The organism is Mesorhizobium sp. M1A.F.Ca.IN.020.04.1.1 (assembly GCF_003997315.1).
GTDB lineage: Bacteria > Pseudomonadota > Alphaproteobacteria > Rhizobiales > Rhizobiaceae > Mesorhizobium.
The window spans coordinates 12210-30907 of sequence record NZ_RZSN01000060.1 but is presented as its reverse complement, the minus strand read 5'-3'; the positions used below and the strand labels follow the sequence as shown (position 1 = coordinate 30907).

General features: G+C 65.3%; 17 protein-coding genes and 2 pseudogenes. 6 read left to right on the top strand and 13 right to left on the bottom strand.

The window, feature by feature from the left end; translation table 11 throughout:
* The 5 genes and pseudogenes from EOA49_RS14655 to EOA49_RS14635 form a co-directional block, all read right to left on the bottom strand.
* The coding region (locus EOA49_RS14655; protein ID WP_127243217.1) for a diguanylate cyclase at positions 1-1844 on the bottom strand (1844 nt) is incomplete at its 3' end.
* 342 nt (positions 1845-2186) lie between these two features.
* A pseudogene (locus EOA49_RS14650) lies at positions 2187-3307 on the bottom strand (amidohydrolase).
* A gap of 96 nt (positions 3308-3403) precedes the next feature.
* Positions 3404-4600, bottom strand: a complete 1197-nt coding sequence (locus EOA49_RS14645; protein ID WP_127240857.1) for a diaminopropionate ammonia-lyase — start codon at positions 4598-4600, stop codon at positions 3404-3406.
* Between the two features lie 202 nt (positions 4601-4802).
* On the bottom strand, positions 4803-6038 hold the full coding sequence (locus EOA49_RS14640) for a Zn-dependent hydrolase (protein WP_127243216.1): 1236 nt from the start codon (positions 6036-6038) through the stop codon (positions 4803-4805).
* Positions 6035-7237 carry a diaminopropionate ammonia-lyase gene (locus tag EOA49_RS14635; RefSeq protein ID WP_127243215.1) on the bottom strand — a complete coding sequence of 401 codons (1203 nt, stop codon included), beginning with the start codon at positions 7235-7237 and terminating at the stop codon, positions 6035-6037. Before EOA49_RS14635 ends, EOA49_RS14640 begins: the two co-directional genes overlap by 4 nt.
* Before the next feature lie 106 nt (positions 7238-7343).
* On the opposite strand from EOA49_RS14635, the gene EOA49_RS14630 reads away from it, so the two are divergent.
* The 3 genes and pseudogenes from EOA49_RS14630 to EOA49_RS14620 all read left to right on the top strand — a co-directional run bounded on the left by EOA49_RS14630 (position 7344) and on the right by EOA49_RS14620 (position 8538).
* A complete protein-coding gene (locus EOA49_RS14630) occupies positions 7344-7832 on the top strand; it encodes an Lrp/AsnC family transcriptional regulator (RefSeq protein ID WP_127241560.1) in 489 nt (162 codons plus the stop codon).
* Between the two features lie 88 nt (positions 7833-7920).
* A pseudogene (locus EOA49_RS14625) lies at positions 7921-8202 on the top strand (type II toxin-antitoxin system RelE/ParE family toxin).
* Positions 8203-8238: 36 nt separating this feature from the next.
* Positions 8239-8538 (top strand): HigA family addiction module antitoxin, encoded by a 300-nt coding sequence (locus tag EOA49_RS14620; protein ID WP_067322571.1) that lies wholly within the window; start codon positions 8239-8241, stop codon positions 8536-8538.
* On the opposite strand, the gene EOA49_RS14615 is transcribed toward EOA49_RS14620, so the two are convergent.
* From EOA49_RS14615 to EOA49_RS14595, 5 genes are read right to left on the bottom strand one after another with little or no spacing between them, the layout of a single operon-like run.
* Positions 8535-9512, bottom strand: coding sequence for a branched-chain amino acid ABC transporter permease (locus EOA49_RS14615; RefSeq protein WP_127243214.1), 978 nt, complete (start codon positions 9510-9512; stop codon positions 8535-8537). The two genes, EOA49_RS14620 and EOA49_RS14615, sit on opposite strands and share 4 nt — an antisense overlap.
* A 1-nt stretch (position 9513) precedes the next feature.
* Positions 9514-10401, bottom strand: a complete 888-nt coding sequence (locus EOA49_RS14610) for a branched-chain amino acid ABC transporter permease (protein WP_066998448.1) — start codon at positions 10399-10401, stop codon at positions 9514-9516.
* A 7-nt stretch (positions 10402-10408) separates the two neighbouring features.
* Positions 10409-11113, bottom strand: a complete 705-nt coding sequence (locus EOA49_RS14605; protein WP_066998451.1) for an ABC transporter ATP-binding protein — start codon at positions 11111-11113, stop codon at positions 10409-10411.
* Positions 11106-11906 (bottom strand): ABC transporter ATP-binding protein, encoded by an 801-nt coding sequence (locus EOA49_RS14600; RefSeq protein ID WP_245460658.1) that lies wholly within the window; start codon positions 11904-11906, stop codon positions 11106-11108. The genes EOA49_RS14605 and EOA49_RS14600 overlap by 8 nt, the downstream gene beginning before the upstream one ends.
* Positions 11903-13111, bottom strand: coding sequence for an ABC transporter substrate-binding protein (locus EOA49_RS14595; protein ID WP_066998453.1), 1209 nt, complete (start codon positions 13109-13111; stop codon positions 11903-11905). The genes EOA49_RS14600 and EOA49_RS14595 overlap by 4 nt, the downstream gene beginning before the upstream one ends.
* Before the next feature lie 553 nt (positions 13112-13664).
* On the opposite strand from EOA49_RS14595, the gene EOA49_RS14585 reads away from it, so the two are divergent.
* A complete protein-coding gene (locus tag EOA49_RS14585; RefSeq protein WP_127241562.1) occupies positions 13665-13985 on the top strand; it encodes a hypothetical protein in 321 nt (106 codons plus the stop codon).
* Between the two features lie 172 nt (positions 13986-14157).
* Here the strand turns inward: EOA49_RS14585 and EOA49_RS14580 are convergent, their stop codons facing one another.
* Positions 14158-14754 (bottom strand): YdeI/OmpD-associated family protein, encoded by a 597-nt coding sequence (locus EOA49_RS14580; protein ID WP_127243213.1) that lies wholly within the window; start codon positions 14752-14754, stop codon positions 14158-14160.
* A gap of 286 nt (positions 14755-15040) precedes the next feature.
* On the opposite strand from EOA49_RS14580, the gene EOA49_RS14575 reads away from it, so the two are divergent.
* Complete coding sequence (locus EOA49_RS14575) at positions 15041-15769, top strand: SDR family oxidoreductase (RefSeq protein ID WP_127242301.1); 729 nt, start codon at positions 15041-15043, stop codon at positions 15767-15769.
* Here the strand turns inward: EOA49_RS14575 and EOA49_RS14570 are convergent.
* Both EOA49_RS14570 and EOA49_RS14565 read right to left on the bottom strand, forming a co-directional pair.
* On the bottom strand, positions 15720-16661 hold the full coding sequence (locus EOA49_RS14570) for a LysR family transcriptional regulator (RefSeq protein WP_127243212.1): 942 nt from the start codon (positions 16659-16661) through the stop codon (positions 15720-15722). The two genes, EOA49_RS14575 and EOA49_RS14570, sit on opposite strands and share 50 nt — an antisense overlap.
* A 1-nt stretch (position 16662) precedes the next feature.
* Entirely contained in the window at positions 16663-17565 is a 903-nt protein-coding gene (locus tag EOA49_RS14565) for a S1C family serine protease (RefSeq protein ID WP_095778255.1), read from the bottom strand.
* 211 nt (positions 17566-17776) lie between these two features.
* Here EOA49_RS14565 and yghU point away from each other — a divergent pair, with 211 nt between their 5' ends.
* Positions 17777-18646: a glutathione-dependent disulfide-bond oxidoreductase gene (gene yghU, locus EOA49_RS14560; protein WP_066998468.1), complete on the top strand. Its 870-nt coding sequence runs from the start codon at positions 17777-17779 to the stop codon at positions 18644-18646.
* Positions 18647-18698: the final 52 nt, after the last annotated feature.

Below are 18698 nucleotides of genomic sequence, written 5' to 3'. Positions count from 1 at the left end.
ATCTTGATCGCATCGATAGGAAAGCGCCGCAGATATTCGAACGAGCTCATGCCGGCGCCGAAATCGTCGAGGCTGACACGGCAATGGCGCAGCCTTGCCCGGCGCACGAATTCCTCCGCTGCGTCGAAATTGGTGACAGCCGCGGTCTCGGTGATCTCGAAGCCGATTGCAGACGGCGGCGCGCCGTTCTCGGCGATCGCCGCGTCGACGAAATCCCAAAGCTGCGGATCGGAGAGCGTCTGCGCCGACAGGTTGAAGCCGAGCGAGACGGCGCCGGAGAGCATCGCCCTGCCATGGCGCGACAGCGCCGTGCGGATGATCCAGCGGTCGAGCCGGGCGGCAAGCCCGAAGCGTTCGGCCACCGGCATGAACTCGCCCGGCAAGATCAGCTTGCCGTTGCGCGCCTCGAGCCGCGCCAGCACCTCGACATGGCGGCTGTCTTGCCAGGGCCTGCCGAGGCGATGGATCTCCTGGCCGAACAGCTTCAACCGGCTGTCCTCCATGGCATCGACCAAATCGGCGGCAAGCCGCGCCGCGTTGAGGCCGCCGGCTCCGGAAGCTGTTTCGGCCGAGAACACGGCGAAGCGGTCGCGCCCGCCGGCTTTGGCGGCGTAGCAGGCATCGTCGGCGCAGGCGAGCGCATCGGTTACCGTCGTCCGGGGATCGCGCACGAAGGCGATGCCGATGCTGGCGGCTAGCCTGCGGGACGACACGGCGGAGCCGAGATCGGCGTCGCGCACCGCGGCGAGCACGGCACGCGCCAGCCGCTCGGCGCAAGCGTCGTTGCAGTTCGGAACCAGCAGCGCGAATTCGTCGCCGCCGAGGCGCGCGGCGTGCGCCGAAGGCGGCAGGCTGGCGCGGATGCCGCCGGCGACGCTCTTCAGCGCGATATCGCCCGCGGCATGGCCGGCATAGTCGTTCAGCGCCTTGAAGTAGTCGAGGTCGACATAAAAGACGGCAAGCGGCAGCCGGTCCGCCGCGCCGATGTTTTCGGCGAGCAGCCGGTCGAAGGCCGAGCGGTTCCACAGCCCGGTCAGCGCATCGTGATGGGCGGCGTAAGCGAGCTCCTCGGCGCGCTTCGTCTCGTCGGTGATGTCGCGCACCGTGCCGAGGATCTGGCCGGCCGAGCCGGCGCCGGCGATCAAACGCACCAGCGACTCGACATGGCGGACCGAGCCGTCGCGCCGGACGATACGGTATTGCGTGGCGGTCACGCTTTTCGAGCCCGGCGGCGGCAGATGCGCGCGCTCGGTGGCCTCCTTGTCGTCCGGGTGGAGATAGGTGTGCCAGAGATCGGCCGTCACCTCGTCGGTATCGCTGACCAGGCCGAAGATCTCCCTGGTGCGCGGGTCCCAATAGCTCTTGTTGGTGCCGATATCGTAGTGCCAGATGCCGGTGCCGCTGGCGGCGAGCGCGAGCCGCAAGCGGACATTGACCTGCTCAAGCGCGGCCTCGGCCTCCTTCTGCCTGGTGATATCGGTCTGCACGCCCATCAGGCGCAGCGGCTTGCCCTCGGCATCGCGCTCGACGATGCCGCCGCGGTCAAGCACCCAGACCCAGCGGCCGTCCTTGTGCTTCAGCCGTAGTTCCGTCTCGATCGACTCGGTGTCACCAGCGATATGGCGGTCGCCGCTCGCCAGTGCTCGCTCGCAGTCGTCGGGATGAGTGAGCTTCAGCCACAGATCGGAGGTATCGAGCTCGCCCTCGGCATAACCCAGCATCTTCCACCAGGTCGGCGAATAGTAGCAATCGCCCGTCGCGAGATTCCAGTCCCATAGGCCGAGCTGGGCGCGATCGAGCGCCAGCGCCCAGAATTCGCCGTTGCGTTTGGTGTCGTCCGCCATGCCCTCGTTCTTGCCGTCCCCGTTCGGGCATAGTGCATGAAAGCTGACAAAAAAGGGTTACTGGGGTGAAGCTGCCAATCTCCCCGCTTTTTGGAGGAAATGTCCGGCAGAACAGGGGGGCGCGAAGGATCGCGGCCCATCTGCTTCGTCATCCGAGGGCGAAGCAAGGAGCGAAGCGACGCGCGCAGACCCTGGGATTCATGCCGTTACGCTAAAGCGTTGCAACAGCTACAGTATTCTGCGCTGCCGAACTCTACGCCAAAGGTCATCGAATGGATCCTCGGGTCAAGCTCGAGGATGACGAAGCAGAAGCTCCGCCGCTTTCGCCAATCGCAGACGCCCTTACCCCGCCGCCAGCCTTCGCCTCACCACCGCCGCGTGGAAACGCGCGCCATGCAGCAGGCCTTCATCGTTGAAATCGTAGGCCGGGTTGTGCAGCGGGGCGGAATTGCCGTTGCCGAGGAAGACGAAACAGCCGGGCACTTCGGTGAGGAAGCGGGCGAAATCCTCCGAGGCGGTCATCGGCTCGGCGGCGATGCCGACGGCATCGCCGGCCAGCACCGTTCGGGCCGCAACAAGCGCCTCATTCACCAGCGCCGCGTCGTTGATCAAGGGCACGAACTCGCGCGTGTAAGTGACCTCAGCCGCTACGTTATAGGCCTGCGCCGTGCCTTCGGCGATGAGGCCCATCTCCTTCTCGATCGCCGCGCTCACCTCGGGCCGGAAACTGCGACAGTCGCCAAGGATGCGGGCGAGGCCGGGCAGCGCGTTGCGGGTGCCGTCGGTGATGAGCTCGGTGACCGAGACGACGCCGATATCGACGGGGCTCAGGCGCCGCGAGACGATGGTCTGCAGGTTGACGACCAGCGCGCAGGCGGCAATCAGCGTCTCGCGAGCGTCGTGCGGCCTGGCGGCGTGGCCGCCCAAGCCTTTCAGCACGATCTCGAAATTGTCCTCGGCCGACATGATCGGACCGCTCCGGGTTTCGAAGTGGCCGATGGGCAAGCCCGGCATATTGTGCAGCCCGAAGATTTCCTCGAAGGGAAAGCGTTCGATGAGCCCGTCTTCGATCATCGCAAGCGCGCCCCTGCCCCACTCCTCGGCCGGCTGGAAGATGAACCGCACCGTGCCGTCGAAGCCCCCTTCTTCCGCCAGCAGCTTCGCCGCGCCGAGCAGCATGGCGGTGCGGCCATGACGGCCACACCGCCATGCTGCTCGGCGATGCGCAGCGCATCCATGTCGGCGCGCAGCGCAATCGCGCGATTGCCGCTGCCCCTGGCCAGCGTGCCGACAACGCCGGTGCCGCCGATGCCTTCCGCGACTTCGAGCCCGAAGGCGCGAAGCTTCTCCGCCACGAAGGCGGCGGTGCGTTTTTCCTCGAAGCCGAATTCCGGGTGGGCGTGGAGGTCGCGCCGCCAGGCCGTCATCGCGCGATGCAGCTGCTGCTGGTCGAGGTCAGCCATCTTCTCTTTCCCCAGCGCTCGTTCCAGGCGAGTCTTCCCGAAGTTGCGCTTCATTTCCATCGATTCCGGGGGGAAGCCCGCTTTCCTGGAAATCCTTCAGGCGATCTGCAGCTCCAGCTCCCGCGGCACCGCCCCGACCAGCTCGGTGTAACGGCCGGCGTCGGTCGCGCCTTCCGAATTGATGACGAGGACACGCGACGTCGCATCGAGCCCGAGAGCCGCGCGCATGCCCTTGTCTCCGGCTGCGCGGATCAGCCCGGCAAGCCCCGCGCCGCCGCTCTCGCCGGAAACGATGGCCGGATCGTTGCCCAAGGGCCGGGCCAGCCGGTTCATCACCGCGACCGCGTCGTCTTCGTCGACGGTCATGAAGGCGTCGCCGACGCGGGCCAGCACCCGCCAGGCGATCAGGGACGGCTCGGCGCATTCCAGCATCGCCATCACCGTCGACCGCTGAGGAGCGATCGTTACGGGACGGCCGGCCTCCACCGAGGCGTAGACGCAAGCCGAGCGCCTCGGCTCGACCACCACGGCCTTCGGCCGCCCCTCGCCGAGCAGAATTGCCATATAGCCCGCAAGCGCCGCCGCAAAACCGCCGACGCCGGCCTGCAGGAAGACGTGCGTGGGCGGTTCGGCCATGTGCCGCAGCGCCTCGCGCACGATCACCGTGTAGCCCTGCATGACAAGCCCCGGAATGCGCTCGTAGCCACGCCAGGAGGTGTTGGAGACGATCTTCCAGCCGCGCTCGGCGCCGACCCGGGCGACTTCGCGGACCGCCTGATCATAACCGCCCTCGACCTGCACGATCTCGGCGCCGAAGCGGGCGATGGCCGCCACGCGCTCGGCGCTGACGCCGGCATGGACGTAGATGACCGAACGCGCGCCAACGAGGCCCGCCCCCTGCGCGACCGATCGGCCGTGGTTGCCATCGGTGGCGCAGCAGAAGGTCATCTGGGCGGCGATAGCGCGCAGCTTCGGATCGTTGATTTCGCAGATATCGACTTCGCGACCGAAGCGCTTGCCGGCCTCTTCCAGCACCAGCCGCATGACGGCATAGGCGCCGCCCAGCGCCTTGAAGCTGCCAAGGCCAAGACGCTGGCCCTCGTCCTTGACATGCAGTGCTGCGATGCCGAGGCCATTGGCCAGCGCCGGCAAGGCATAGAGAGGCGTTTCGGCATGGTCGTCGCGAGCCCTCAGATAATGCTCGGCCCGGTCGGCGCCCGCCAGGCCGAGGGCCTCGGCGTCGGCCGGCACCAGCGGCTGGTTGTGTTCGGGGCGCTGGTTGATGAGCAGCATGCTATTCTTTCTTCGATACACTGAACTTTTTTGACGCGCGCGAGAATCGCGCTCCCTGATCTGGCTAGTGATTGAAGTTTGTTTCGATCAGATGTCGCCGGATTCCCGCCTTGGTGGCACGCAACGTTTCGAGATGACTATTTTTGGTGGTGTTTCGCCTTGGCGGCACCTGCCGTCGACAACATACCGTTTGGTTCCGCGATCAGTCGGCTGCCAGCCGGGCGGCGACGCCAAGCAGGACATTGGCGCCCGCAACCAGTTCGTCGGCGGCGGTGAACTCGTCCGGGCTGTGGCTGATGCCGCCCCGGCTCGGCACGAAGATCATCGCGGATGGCGCAATGCGAGCAATCATCTGCGCGTCGTGCCCCGCGCCCGACGTCATGCGCCGGCACGAAAGGCCGGCGGCTCTGGCACCATCCTCGATCAGCGAGACGATGCCGGCATCGAACGTCACCGGCTCGAAGCGCGCCAGGCTTTCGGCATGGATGGTGACGCCGGCGCTTGCGGCAAGGTCGTCGAGGAAGGCGGCGAGCGCCGCTTCGGCTTCGCGAAGATGCATTTCGTTCGGATCGCGAAGGTCGATGGTGAAGATCGCCCGCGACGGGATGACGTTGATCGCGTTTGGCTCGAAAGCGATGGTGCCGACGGTGGCGACCGTCGGTGTCGGCGAGGCGCTGGCCCGGTCCGCGAGGAAGCTGATCACCCGCGCGGCGGCGACGCCGGCATCCTGGCGCATCGACATCGGCGTGGTGCCGGCATGGTTGGCCACGCCGTCGATGGTTATGCGCTGCCAGGAAATGCCCTGCAGGTTCTCGACCGCGCCGATGGCGATGCCCTCGCGCTCCAGCACCGGCCCCTGTTCGACATGCAGCTCGACATAGACATGCGGCTTGAGGAAGCCGGGCTGATGCCGGCCGGCATAGCCGATGCGCTCCAACTCCTTGCCCAGCACCGAGCCGTCGGTGCCGATCGAGGCCAGCGCCTCTTCGATATCCCGGCCGGCGGCAAAGACCAGCGAGCCCATCATATCAGGCGAATAGCGCACGCCCTCCTCATTGGTGAAGGCGGCGACAACAAGCGGGCGCGCCGGCGCAAATCCTGCCTCCTTCAGGGTCTCGATTGCTTCGAGGCCGGCAAGCACGCCGTAGCAGCCGTCATAGATGCCGGCGTCGATCACCGTGTCGATGTGCGAGCCGAGCATCACCGCTTCCTGGCCTGCCTCGGCGTCGCCCTGCCAGATGCCGAAGATGTTGCCCATGCGATCGATGGCGACGTCGAGCTCTGCCTCTTCCAGCCAACCGACAAGGCGGTCGCGGCCAAGCTTGTCCATGTCGGAGGCGGCGACGCGGACGAGCCGGCCCTGCGCATCGCGACCGAGGCTGCCGAGCTCCGCGATACGGCCAAGCAGACGGTCGGCATTGATCGTCAGACTGCTCATGCCGGCTGCCTCGCCAGCGCAACCTCGTCCGGCGCCATCCCGACCAGCTCGGCATAGCGGCCGGGGTCGGTCGCACCTTCGGAATTGATGATGAGCACGCGCGAATGGGCATCGAGGCCGAGAGCCCCGCGCATCTTCTTGTCGTCGGCAGCGCGGATCAGACCGGCGAGCCCCGCCCCGCCGCTCTCGCCGGAAACGATCGCCGGATCAGTGCCTGAAGGCCGCGCCAGGCGGTTCATCACCGAAACCGCGTCGTCCTCGTCCACGGTCATGAAAGCATCGCCGAGCCGCGACAGGACGCGCCAGGCGACCAATGACGGCTCGTAACATTCGAGCATCGCCATCACCGTGGGCTTGCTGTGCGCAATCGCGACTGGACGCCCCGCCTTCGCGGTGGCGTAGACGCACGCCGCCCGCGCGGGCTCGACCACGATTGCCGCAGGGCGATCCTCGCCAAGCACGATGGCGAAATGGCCGGCCAGCGCCGCCGCAAGGCCGCCGACGCCGGCCTGCAGGAAGACGTGGGTGGGCGGCTGCGGCAAGCGCCTCAGCGTTTCGCGCACGATAACGGTGTAGCCCTGCATCACCAGCCCCGGGATGCGCTCATAGCCCGGCCAGGATGTGTCGGAGACGGCGGTCCAGCCGCGCTCGGCGGCGACACGGGCGGCTTCCCTGACCGACTGGTCGTAATCGCCGGCGATGCGCACGATCTCGGCGCCGAAGCGGGCAATCGCCGCGACGCGTTCGTTGCTGACGCCCGAATGGACGAAGATGACGGAGCGCGCACCGACCAGGCCGGCGCCTTGCGCTATCGAGCGTCCATGATTGCCGTCGGTCGCGCAGGCGAAGGTCATGCCCGAGGCAATCGCCTTCACGTCGGGCCCATGCAGTTCCGCAACATCGATGGCACGGCCGAGCCGTTTCCCAGCCTCTTCCAGCACCAGTCGGATGACGGCGTAGGCGCCGCCCAGCGCCTTGAAGCTGCCGAGGCCGAGGCGCTTGCCCTCATCCTTGACATACAGCGAGCCGACGCCGAGTTCGCCGGCCAGCGCCGGCAAGGCATGCAGCGGCGTCTCGGCATGGTTGTCGCGTGCGGCCAGGAAGCGCTCGGCGTCGGCGGCTCCGGCGAGCCCAAGCGTCGCGGCGTCTTGTTCGGTCAGCGGCTGGCGATGGCTCGGGTGGTGGTTAAGGAGGAACATGGATCGGCTTTCTCTGTCTTGTTGGCTGAAATTTATTGCAAGTCCAGTGAGAAAGGCGCTCTGTCTCGGCACCTGAAATGCAAGTTTGTTTCGTTTAGATGCTGTCATGTCCATTTTGCCCGACCTCGACGCCTTCGACCGCGCCATCCTCGCCATCCTGCAGAAGGACAACAGCACGCCCCAGCGCATTATCGGCGAGACGGTGAACCTCTCGGCGCCGGCCGTGCAGCGGCGCATCAAGCGCATGGAGGAAATGGGCGTCATCTGCGCCAATGTCGCGCTGGTCGATCCGGCCAAGGTCGGCCATCCGATCACCGTCTTCGTCGAGGTCGAGGTGGAGAGCGAGCGGGCCGAGCTGATCGACGCCGCCAAGCGTGGCTTCGCCGCGGTGCCGGAAGTGCAGCAATGCTATTACGTGACCGGCGAGGCCGACTTCATCCTGGTCGTCACCGTGGCGACGATGGCCGACTACGAGGCGCTGACCCGGCGATTGTTTTTTGAGAACAACAACGTCAGGCGGTTTCGCACGTTCGTTGCGATGGATCGGGTGAAGGTCGGGCTGGAGGTGCCGGTGGGCGCACCTCACTCAACATGATCCCTCGGGGCATTTCGTATCGCGGCATGATACTCTGCGCTTGATCTTGCAGACGTATCATGCAAAGATACGATGCGAGGGGCAGTGGATGATACGTTCGTTCAGAGACAAGACCACTGAAGCGATTTCGACAGGCAAAGCTCCGAAAGGATTTCCGGCAGATCTCATTCGTGTCGCTTAGCGGAAACTGTTCATGCTGGACAACGCAGCCGAACTGGCCGACCCGAAAGTCCCACCGGGAAATCGGCTTGAAGCGCTGAAGGGCGATCGCGCCGGTCAGTACTCAATCCGTATCAACGACCAATTTCGTGTTTGCTTTCGGTGGACCGATGGAGGAGCGGACAATGTGGAGATCACCGACTACCATTAGCTAAACCAACAGCTCTATCCGACAGGAGCGGAACCAATGATCAACCTCGATAAGCCTATTCATCCCGGCGAGATATTGCGGGCCGAGTTCCTAGAGCCACTCGACCTGAAGCCCTACACCCTGGCGAAAAAGCTTCACGTCCCACGTACCCGTATCGAGCGCCTCGCCAACGAGACCACGCCCGTTACGCCGGACACCGCTCTGCGTCTCGCCAAATTCTTTGGGACCACGCCACAGTTCTGGATGAACATGCAAGCCAGTTACGACCTTGCCGTGGAGGGCGCGTCGCTGCAGGAAGAGCTCAAGGAAATTAAACGGTTCGAGGCGGCTGCTTAAGAGCTCTTGCCGCCCTCCCTCCCCAGCAACCGCGCATAGATCTCCCCAACGATCCCGCGCCGGAAGATCAGCACGCAGACCATGAAGATCACGCCGGTCGCTATCGTCACTGGGAAGCCGGAGGTGGCAAGGGTGTTCTCGAGGCCGACGACGAGGCCGGCGCCGACCACCGGGCCGACCATGGTGCCGATGCCGCCAAGAAGCGTCATCAGGAGGACCTCGCCCGACATCTGCCAGGTGACGTCGGTGAGGGTCGCGAACTGGAAGACGATCGCCTTCACCGCGCCGGCGAGGCCGGCAAGGGCCGCCGACATGACGAAGGCGGCGAGCTTGTAGCGGCCGACGGAATAGCCGAGCGAAATGGCACGGTTCTCGTTCTCGCGGATCGAGCGCAGGATCATGCCGAAGGGCGAGTTGACGATGCGCCAGATGGCGAAGAGGCCGATCAGGAAGATGGCGAGCACGAAGAAATACATGTTCATCGGCACGTTGAGGTCGAGCATGCCGAAGAGATGGCCCTGCGGCACGCCCTGGATGCCGTCCTCGCCTTCGGTGAAGGGCGCCTGCACGCAGAAGAAATAGAACATCTGCGCCATCGCCAGCGTGATCATGGCGAAATAGATGCCTTGCCGGCGGATGGCGAGGAAGCCGACGACGAGGCCCATGCCTGCCGCGCCCGCAGCGCCGAGCAGGATGCCGGCCTCCGGCGGCCAGCCCCAGGCTTTCACGGCATAGGCGCAGAAATAGGCGGCGCCGCCAAAGAAGGCGGCGTGGCCGAAGGAGAGCAGCCCGGTGTAGCCGAGGAGCAGGTTGAAGGCGCAGGCGAACAGCGCGAAGCACAGCATCTTCATGACGAAGATCGGATAGATGAGGAAGGGGGCGGCGATGAGCGCCACGACCCCCAGCGCCACAAGCGCCCGTTCCAGCCGGACGGAGGCAGCGGCGCGCTCTGCGTGAAGGGTCGCCTCGCTCATCTTACGCGTCCCTTCCGAACAGGCCCGCGGGGCGGAGCAAAAGCACGATTGCCATGATGACGAAGACCACCAGGTTCGAGGCCTCCGGATAGAAAACTTTGGTCAGGCCCTCGGCGAGGCCGAGCATGTAGCCGGTGACGATGGCGCCGAGGATCGAGCCCATGCCGCCGACCACGACGACGGCGAAGACGACGATGATGAGGTCCGATCCCATCAGCGGGCTGACCTGGTAGACGGGCGCCGCAAGAATGCCGGCCAGCCCGGCAAGTGCTGCGCCCAGCCCATAAGTGAGCGTCAGCAGCAGTGGCACGTTGACGCCGAAAGCCTGCACCAGCTCGGGGTTCTCCGTGGCGGCGCGCAAATAGGAGCCGAGCCTGGTCTTTTCGATCAGCAGCCAGGTGCCGATGCAGACGATGAGCGAGGCCACCACCACCCAGCCGCGGTAATTGGGCAGGAACATGAAGCCGAGATTGGTGCCTCCGGCAAGCAGGGTCGGCACCGCGTAAGGATTGCCGGAGACGCCATAATAGAAGCGGAACACGCCTTCGATGACCAGCGCAAGGCCGAAGGTGAAAAGCAGGCCATAAAGCGGGTCGAGCCGGTAGAGCCGCGACAGTGCTACGCGCTCCACCACGATGCCGAACAGGCCGACGGCCAAAGGCACGATGATCAGCGCCGGCCAGTAGCCGATGCCGAGATGGACGAGCAGCAGATAGCCGATGAAGGCGCCGAACATATAGAGCGCGCCATGGGCGAAATTGATGATGCGCAAGAGCCCGAAGATGACGGCCAGCCCGAGGCTGAGCATGGCGTAAAAAGAGCCGTTGATCAGGCCGACAAGCAGTTGGCCGAGCAAGGCTTGGATGGGGATGCCGAAGATCATGGTCATTTGGCCATCATACTCCCAGCACCTCGTGCAGTTTGTCGGTGTGCGCGGAAAGCTGGCCGACCGGGAAACCTTCCACCACCTTGCCGTGATCCATCAGGTAGAAGCGATCGGCGATGCGGGCGGCGAAGCGGAAATTCTGCTCGACCAAAAGGATGGTCATGCCACGCTTCTTCAGCGTCGCCAACAATTCGCCGATGCGCTGGACGATGACCGGCGCAAGGCCTTCGGTCGGCTCGTCGAGCAAAAGCATTTCGACGCCGGTCCTCAGGATGCGGGCGATCGCCAGCATCTGCTGCTCGCCGCCGGAAAGCTTCGTGCCCTGGCTGTTGCGACGTTCCTTGAGGTTGGGGAAGAGGTCGAAGATCTCCTCCACGCTCATGCCGCCCTTGGCCACCACCGGCGGGAGGATCAGATTTTCGTCGACGGTGAGCGTGGCGAAGATGCCGCGCTCCTCCGGCACGAAACCGATGCCCTGGTGGGCGACGCGGTGCAGCGGCAGGCGGATCAGGTCCTTGCCATTGAAAGTGACGCTGCCCGTCCGTTTGCGGATCAGCCCCATGATGGCGCGCAGCGTCGTCGTCTTGCCGACGCCGTTGCGGCCAAGCAGCGTAACCGTCTCGCCGCGCAGGACTTCGAGGTTGACACCGTGCAGCGCATGGCCCTCGCCGTACCAGGCATGAAGGTCGCGCACGGCAAGCAGTGGCTCACTCATGCTCGGTCCCCATATAGGCGACGCGCACGCGCTCGTCCTGGCTCACAGTCGCGTAGTCGCCGGCGGCAAGCACCTGGCCGCGCTGCATGACGGTGATCCAGTCGCAGAGATCGGCAACGACGGTGAGGTTGTGCTCGACCATCAGCACGGCGCGGTCTTTCGCCAGCGACCGGATGATGCCTGAGATCGTGCCGACATCCTCATGCCCCATGCCGGCCATCGGCTCGTCGAGCAGCAGAACTTTTGGATCGAGCGCCAGCGTGGTGGCGATTTCCAGCACACGCTTCCTGCCATAGGAGAGATCGCCCGCCAGCCGATGCGCGGCGTCGTCGAGCCCGACGATGGCGAGCAGCTCGCGCGCCCGGGGCGTCAGCTGGTCCAGCGCCGAGACCGAGCGCCAGAACTGATAGCCCAGCCCGCCCGGACGCTGCAGCGCGACGCGCACATTGTCGAGCACGCTGAGATGCGGAAAGATCGCCGATATTTGGAAGGAGCGTACAAGCCCCATGCGCGCCACCCTGGCCGGCGGCGTGCGGGTAATGTCGGTGCCGAGCAGCTGGATGGTGCCGCTGGTCGGCTGCAGGAATTTGGTCAACAGGTTGAAGATGGTGGTCTTGCCGGCGCCATTCGGGCCGATCAAGGCATGGATCCTGCCGTGGTGGACGTCGAGGTCGACATCCTTCACGGCGACGAATCCGGCGAAGTCGCGCCGCAGGCCGCGGGCGGAAAGCACCACCCGCGGCGTCTGGTCGATGCCGTCCCGGCGGACGGCGGTGGCGGTGTCGAGCGTCACTTGCTGACGAGCGGGCAGCCGCTGTCCTCGGCCTTCATGAAGGCCTTGTCGCCGGGAATGGTCGCCAGGTAGGTGTAGTAGTCCCAGTCCTTCTTGCTCTCCTCCGGCTTCTTGACCTGGTAGAGATACATGTCGTGCACCATCGAGCCGTCGGCCTGCACCTTGCCGTTCACAGTGAACACGTCGTTGACCGGCATCTCATGCAATTGCTTGGCCACCGCTTCGGTCTCGTCGGTGCCGGCCTTGTCGATGGCCTTCAGATACTGCGTCACCGCTGAGTAGGTGCCGGCCTGAACCATGTTTGGCATGCGGTTGGTGCGCTTGAAGAAGCGTTGCGCGAAATCGCGGCTCACATCGTCGCGGTCCCAGTAATAGCCTTCCGTCAGCACAACGCCCTGCGCCGCCTGCAGGCCAAGGCCATGCACCTCGGCCAGCGTGAAGAGCAGCGCCGCCAGCCGCTGGCCGCCGGCGACGATGCCGAACTCGGCCGCCTGCTTGATCGAGTTCGAGGTGTCGAGGCCGGCATTGGCTAGGCCGATGATCTTGGCGCCGGAGGACTGCGCCTGCAGCAGGAAGGAGGAATAGTCGGTGGAGCCAAGCGGATAGCGCACCTCGCCCAGCACCTTGCCGCCACTGGATTCCACGAGCTTGGCGGTCTGGTCCTTCAGCGAATAGCCGAATGCATAGTCGACGGTGATGAAATACCAGCTGTCGCCGCCCTGCTGCACCAGTGCGCCGCCGGTGCCGACCGCTTGGGAGTGGGTGTCGTAGGCCCAGTGGAAACCATAGGGCGAGCACTGCTTGCCGGTGAGGTCGGTGGAGGCGGCGCCGGTGACGATGTCGATCTTCTTCTTTTCCTTGGAAAGCCCCTGGACGGCGAGCGCGACGGAAGACGTGGTGAGCTCCATGATCGCGTCGACCTGCTCGGTGTCGTACCACTGGCGCGCGATGTTGGAGGCGATGTCCGGCTTGTTCTGGTGGTCGGCGCTGACGATCTCGATCGGCGCGCCCTGCACCTTGCCGCCGAAATCCTCGACCGCCATCTTGGCGGCCTCGACCGACCATTTGCCGCCGAAATCGGCATAGACGCCGGACTGGTCGTTCAAGATGCCGATCTTGACCTTGCCGTCCGAGATTTCGCCAGCCGCCGCCGGCATTGCGGATGCCGCAATGAGCGCGGCGGAGACGAGATAGGATGCTTTCACTGGTAGTTCCTCCCTTGTGGTCAACCACGGGAAACGCGGCGGACCTCGCAATGGTTCAACAGTTCCGTCGGATTGTGGATTGAGGCCTCGATCCCGCCTGCCACTCCTATTCTTGCGGGCCTGCTCGTTTGCGGCTGGGCCGCCGCGCGCCTTGGGTGCACGGGCGCGAGCCTAGCATCACATTTCGCTGGCCGGGAATGCTATTTTCGTAGCATGCGGATAGGTTGGGGGCAGCATGGTGTCCCTTCACCAGGGCAGCCGCTTGCCATCGCTAAAAAGCCGCCGGTCGGACCGTCGGGCAAGGTTGCGGCGCAGACGATGCCGGCCGCGCCTTGCGCGACGGGGCGGCCGCCGGCATCGCCCATGTCGCGACCCAGCCGGGGCAGGTCGAATTGACCAGCAAGCGCCCCTCCCCGCCAGACACAGTCCGGAAACAAGATTCAACAGCCCGGAAAAACTCGCGAAAAGACCGGCTGTCATAAGCGGCACCGGAGCAGCCGAACTACGGCCAGCGACAACCTGATATCGATCTTCGAAAAAGGAATGCCGACTTATGAAAAAGACCCTTCTCTCCGTTCTCGGCCTGGCGGTCGCGCTTGCTTTCGCGGTGCCGGCGCTCGGCACTACCGAAGCCAACGCCGCCGCGACCACGACGGCTGCGACCACGACGACCACCGCGGCTCCGGCTGCGGCCACCGAGACGGCCAAGCCGGACGCCAACGGCCCGCACAAGAAGCATGTCAAGCATCATCGCCGTCACGCCCGCAAGCATCACGTGAAGAAGCACTCGAAGCATCACGCCAAGAAGCATCATGTGAAGCACCACACCAAGAAGCGTACCCACAAGAAGCACGGCAAGAAGGTCGCCGCATAAGGCGCGTCGCCGGCTTTTGGCTTTTCAGCAATTGGCCAAAGACTTCATGACCGAATGATCCCGGACCGCTTCAACAGGGTTCGGGATCATCGCTTCCCGGAAACGCCGTCCCTCAAAGGCGGCGTTTTTGCTTACCGGGTCGCTGGCGCGGTCGTCCGGTCCGGATCGTGCCCTACTTCTTCTGCGGATAGATCGTCTCGCCGCGCTTCAGCATTTCGACGAACGTCTCGATCTTCTTCTTGCGCCCCGCCTCGGTCTTCATGTTGTGGACGCGGAAGGCGAGCGCGAAACGGTTCTGCGCCGAAAGCTTTGCCAGAATCGCTTTGGCCTTCGGTTCGGCATCGATCGCGGCCTGCAGGTCGGGCGGAATTGTCATCTCTTTCGAGCCGCCATAGGCGCGGTCCCAGCGGCCATCGGCTTTGGCCGCCTCGACTTCGCGCAGGCCATGCTCCGTCATGCGGCCCTCTTCGATCAAGCGCGCGACGTTGTCGACGTTGATCCTGCTCCAGATGCTCTTCCTGCCGCGCGGCGTGTAGCGCTGCAGAAAGCTCTTCTCGTCGAGCGACTTGCGCACCGCATCGATCCAGCCGAAGCAGAGCACGACGTCGATCGCTTCCTTCGGCGTGATCGAAGGAAGGCCAGAGCCAACCTTGTGGATCTTGATCCAGACCTCGCTTTCGCCGGCGTGGTTTTGGCTGATCCAGGCGTAGAAGCTTTCAGCGTCCGAGAACTCGTGGACCTTGCTCGGGTCGACCTTGATGGGGGCCATCGGTGTTCCTTCTTGCCTGAGCCGAGGCTCCGATCTTCCCCTTTGTTGGGGAGACGGCCGGCAGACCAGAGGGCGCGCTGTCCCGCCAGCCCTGTCGAGACGCCGCCGCCTTAGCTTATAGTCGTGGGAATTTAAGGCCGCGTTTCTTGGCGCCCCCCTGCCCTGCCTGGTTGAATTATCAAAGCCGCGCCAGCCAACCATCGGACTCTCCGATAACACTATCGGTTTCTTCCGTTTCCGCTCCGCCGGCCGGCCTGCCACATCACCGTCCATGCAAAGGAAAGGCATGGACATGGACGAGACAAAAGTCCTGATCGTCGGCGGCAGTTCGGGCATGGGGCTGGCGCTTGCCAGGCGCTGCCTCGCCGAAGGCTCCGGCGTCATCATCGCCGGGCGCAATGCAGCGAGGCTGAACGCCGCGCGCGATGAGCTCGGCTGCCCGGCCGCGCTGGCAACGGCGGTGGCAGACATCAGCCGCGAGGCCGAGGTCGCGGCGCTGTTCGCGCGCATCGGCCGGCTCGAGCATATCGTCAGCACGGCGGCCGATATCGAAGGCGCCTACCGGCTTTTGCCCGACATCGAGCTTTCGGCAGCGCAAAAGGTTGTCGACAGCAAGTTCTACGGGCCGCTGCTGTTGGCCAAGCATGGCGCGCCGAAACTTTCGGCCAATGGTTCGCTCACCTTCGTCTCCGGCATTGCCGCCTACCGCCCGGCCGCGCGCGGCTCGGTGGTCGCGGCCGTCAACGCCGGGCTCGAAGGGCTGGTGCGGGCCTTGGCCATCGAGCTGGCGCCGATCCGCGTCAATGCCGTCTCGCCCGGCTGGGTCGACACGCCGATCTGGCAATTCGTTGCCGGCGATGCGAAGGACGAGACGCTTGCCGCGATGGCGAAGCGCCTGCCGGCGGGACGGGTCGGACGGCCGGAAGACATTGCGGACGCGATCCGCTTCCTGATGGGCAACGGCTTTACGACGGGAACGACGCTGCATGTCGAGGGCGGGCAGCGGCTGGTCTGACGAGCGCGAAGTTTTCGCCCATCGCCGCGAGCAAGAGCTTCAGCGCCGGCGGCTGGACGCGCCGGCGCCGCCAGATCATGACCAGCTCCGCCGAGCGGATCGGGCCCGGCCATGCGATCTCGGCCACCTCGCCGCGATCGAGCGCCGCGGCGACCGCCAGCCGCGGCACAAGGCCGAAGCCGGCGCCGGCCGCCACCAAGCCGGCGATGGCGTCAATGCTGCCAGCCTCGGCCGCGAGCTTCGGTCCGCCGAGGCCCGCCTCGGTGAAGGCCGTGTCGACCATGACGCGGTAGACGCATCCGGTTTCGGTGGCGACGAAACGCTTTTCGGCAAGCTCCGCCAGATCGACATCCGCCCGGTTCTCGCCCGGCGGCGCGATCAGCACCAGCGGCTCGGCCGCGACGGGGCGCCTGGCGAAGCGCTCGTCGGGCTCGCTGGCGCCCGGTCTGTCGAAGCAGAAGGCGACGTCGATCCCACCCTCTCCCAGCCTGCGGCGCAACTCGCCGCTGCCTGCGATTTTCAGCCTGATGTCGATGTCGGGATGAACGGCCTGGAAATCGGCGAGCCAGCCGGGAAGTTTTGCCGAAGCGATCGTCTCGAGCGCGCCGATCGACAGGCTGCCGGCCGTCTCGGCCTTGGTGGCATCGATGGCGGTCCGGGCGTCGTCGGCGAGCGCCAGGAATTCCTCGGCGTAAGGTTGCAGCGCCTCGCCGGCCGGCGTCAGGTCCAGCCCTTGCCGCGACCGTATGAACAGCGTCGCGCCCAGCTCGGCCTCGAGCGCCTGGATCTGGTCGCTGACGCTCGACTGTGCGAGATTGAGCTCGCCCGCCGCGCGCGTGACGTTGCGTGTGCGCGCGACCGCGAGAAAGGTCTTCAGCAGCCTTGGATGCACGTTACTGCAGCTGCGGCTTCTTGAGGAAGGAGTTGCGGTCGGCCGATTTTACGCGAAGCCAGGTCTCACGGCCGTCGCGCACGACGCGCAACGGAATTTCCGCGCCGGCCGGGTTCTGCCAGAGTTTTCGATAGAAGTCGGCGAGACCGTCAACCTCGCCGTCGCGCACGTCGGAGATGATGTCGCCTTGGCGAAGGCCAGCCTTTGCCGCGGGACCACCTTCGGCGACGCTCATCACCACCACCATGCCGTTCGACTCCGCCGAGAAGGCGCCGAGCCACGGGCGCGGCGGCTTGGCGACCTGACCGCGCTTGACCAGATCGTCGAGGATCGGCGTCAGAAGGTCGATCGGCACGATCATGTTGATGTCGGCAACCTCGCCGGCGCGGCTCATCTGCAGGCGCAGCGAGCCGACGCCGAGCAGCTTGCCGTCACGGTCGAACAGCGCAGCACCACCCCACGAGGGATGCGCCGGCGCGGTGAAGATCGCCTCGTCGATGAGATATTCCCAATAGCCGGCGAATTCCTGCTTGGTGACGATGTGGGCGTCGACCTGCTGGCCGATGCCGTCGGCAAGCGTCACGGCGTCGCCGATATTGGCCTTCCTGGCATTGCCGAACTTGACTGCCGGCAGCCCGAGCGGCGCCAGCGCCTGCACCAGGCCGAAGCCGGTCTCCTGGTCATAGGCCAGCGCATGCGCCGCAACCACGCGGCCGTCCTGGTCGGTCAGCCAGACCTCCTCGGCCTCGGTGATGAGATAGCCGATGGTGAGAACCAGCCCGCTGTCGCGGATCACCACGCCGCTGCCCTCACGGCGCGTGCCCAGCGCATTGGCGGTGAAGGCGTCGTCCGGAACCGTGGCGCGCACGGCCACGACGGAGCGCGAGATTTTTTCGATGGTCATCGTCGATCCTGAATTACGGGTCTTTTTCTATAAGTATGGCCAAAGGGACGCGGTGCAAGGGCATCTGTCCCTGACGGAGAAGGCGGGGCGCTGCTGGCCCAAGCGTTAGTTCAACGAAATTTGAACTTTTTTCTTTGACGCCCGCGCAACCGCACCTAAATCTTGCGCCAACGAACCCCGCATCCCGCTCACAGCAACAAGGCCTCCCGAGATGAACCAGTACAACCCGCCGAAAGTCTGGACCTGGAACAAGCCGAATGGCGGCACCTTCGCCTCCATCAACCGGCCAGTCGCCGGGCCGACGCACGAGAAGGAATTGCCTGTCGGCAAGCATCCGCTGCAGCTCTATTCGCTGGCCACGCCCAACGGCCAGAAGGTGACGATCATGCTGGAGGAGTTGCTGGCGCGCGGCCACAAGGGCGCCGAATACGACGCCTGGCTGATTCGCATCAATGACGGCGACCAGTTCGGCTCGGGCTTCGTCGAGGTCAATCCGAACTCCAAGATCCCGGCGCTGATGGACCGCAGCGAGCCGAAGCCGGTGCGCGTGTTCGAGTCGGGCTCGATCCTCACCTATCTGGCGGAAAAATTCGGCGAGTTTCTGCCGACGGAGCGTGCAGCGCGGGCCGAAACCTTCTCGTGGCTGTTCTGGCAGATGGGCTCGGCGCCCTATCTCGGCGGCGGCTTCGGGCATTTCTACGCCTATGCGCCGGAAAAGATCGAATACGCCATCGACCGCTTCGCCATGGAAACCAAGCGGCAGATGGACGTGCTGGATCGGCGGCTGGCGGAAAGCGAGTATCTCGCCGGGCCGGATTACACCATCGCCGACATGGCGGTCTGGCCCTGGTATGGCGGGCTCGCCAAAGGCCGCAGCTACAACGATGCCGCGCAGTTCCTCGCCGTGCATGAATACAAGCACGTGCAGCGCTGGGCCGACGCGATCGACGCCAGGCCGGCGGTAAGGCGCGGCCGCATGGTCAACCGCATCTCCGGCGATCCGGCCTCCCAGCTGCACGAGCGCCACGACGCCAGCGATTTCGAGACGAAGACGCAGGACAGGTTGCAAGCGGCGGAGTGAGCTGCTGATCTCCCCTTGCGGGGGGAGATGTCGCCGAAGGCGACAGAGAGGG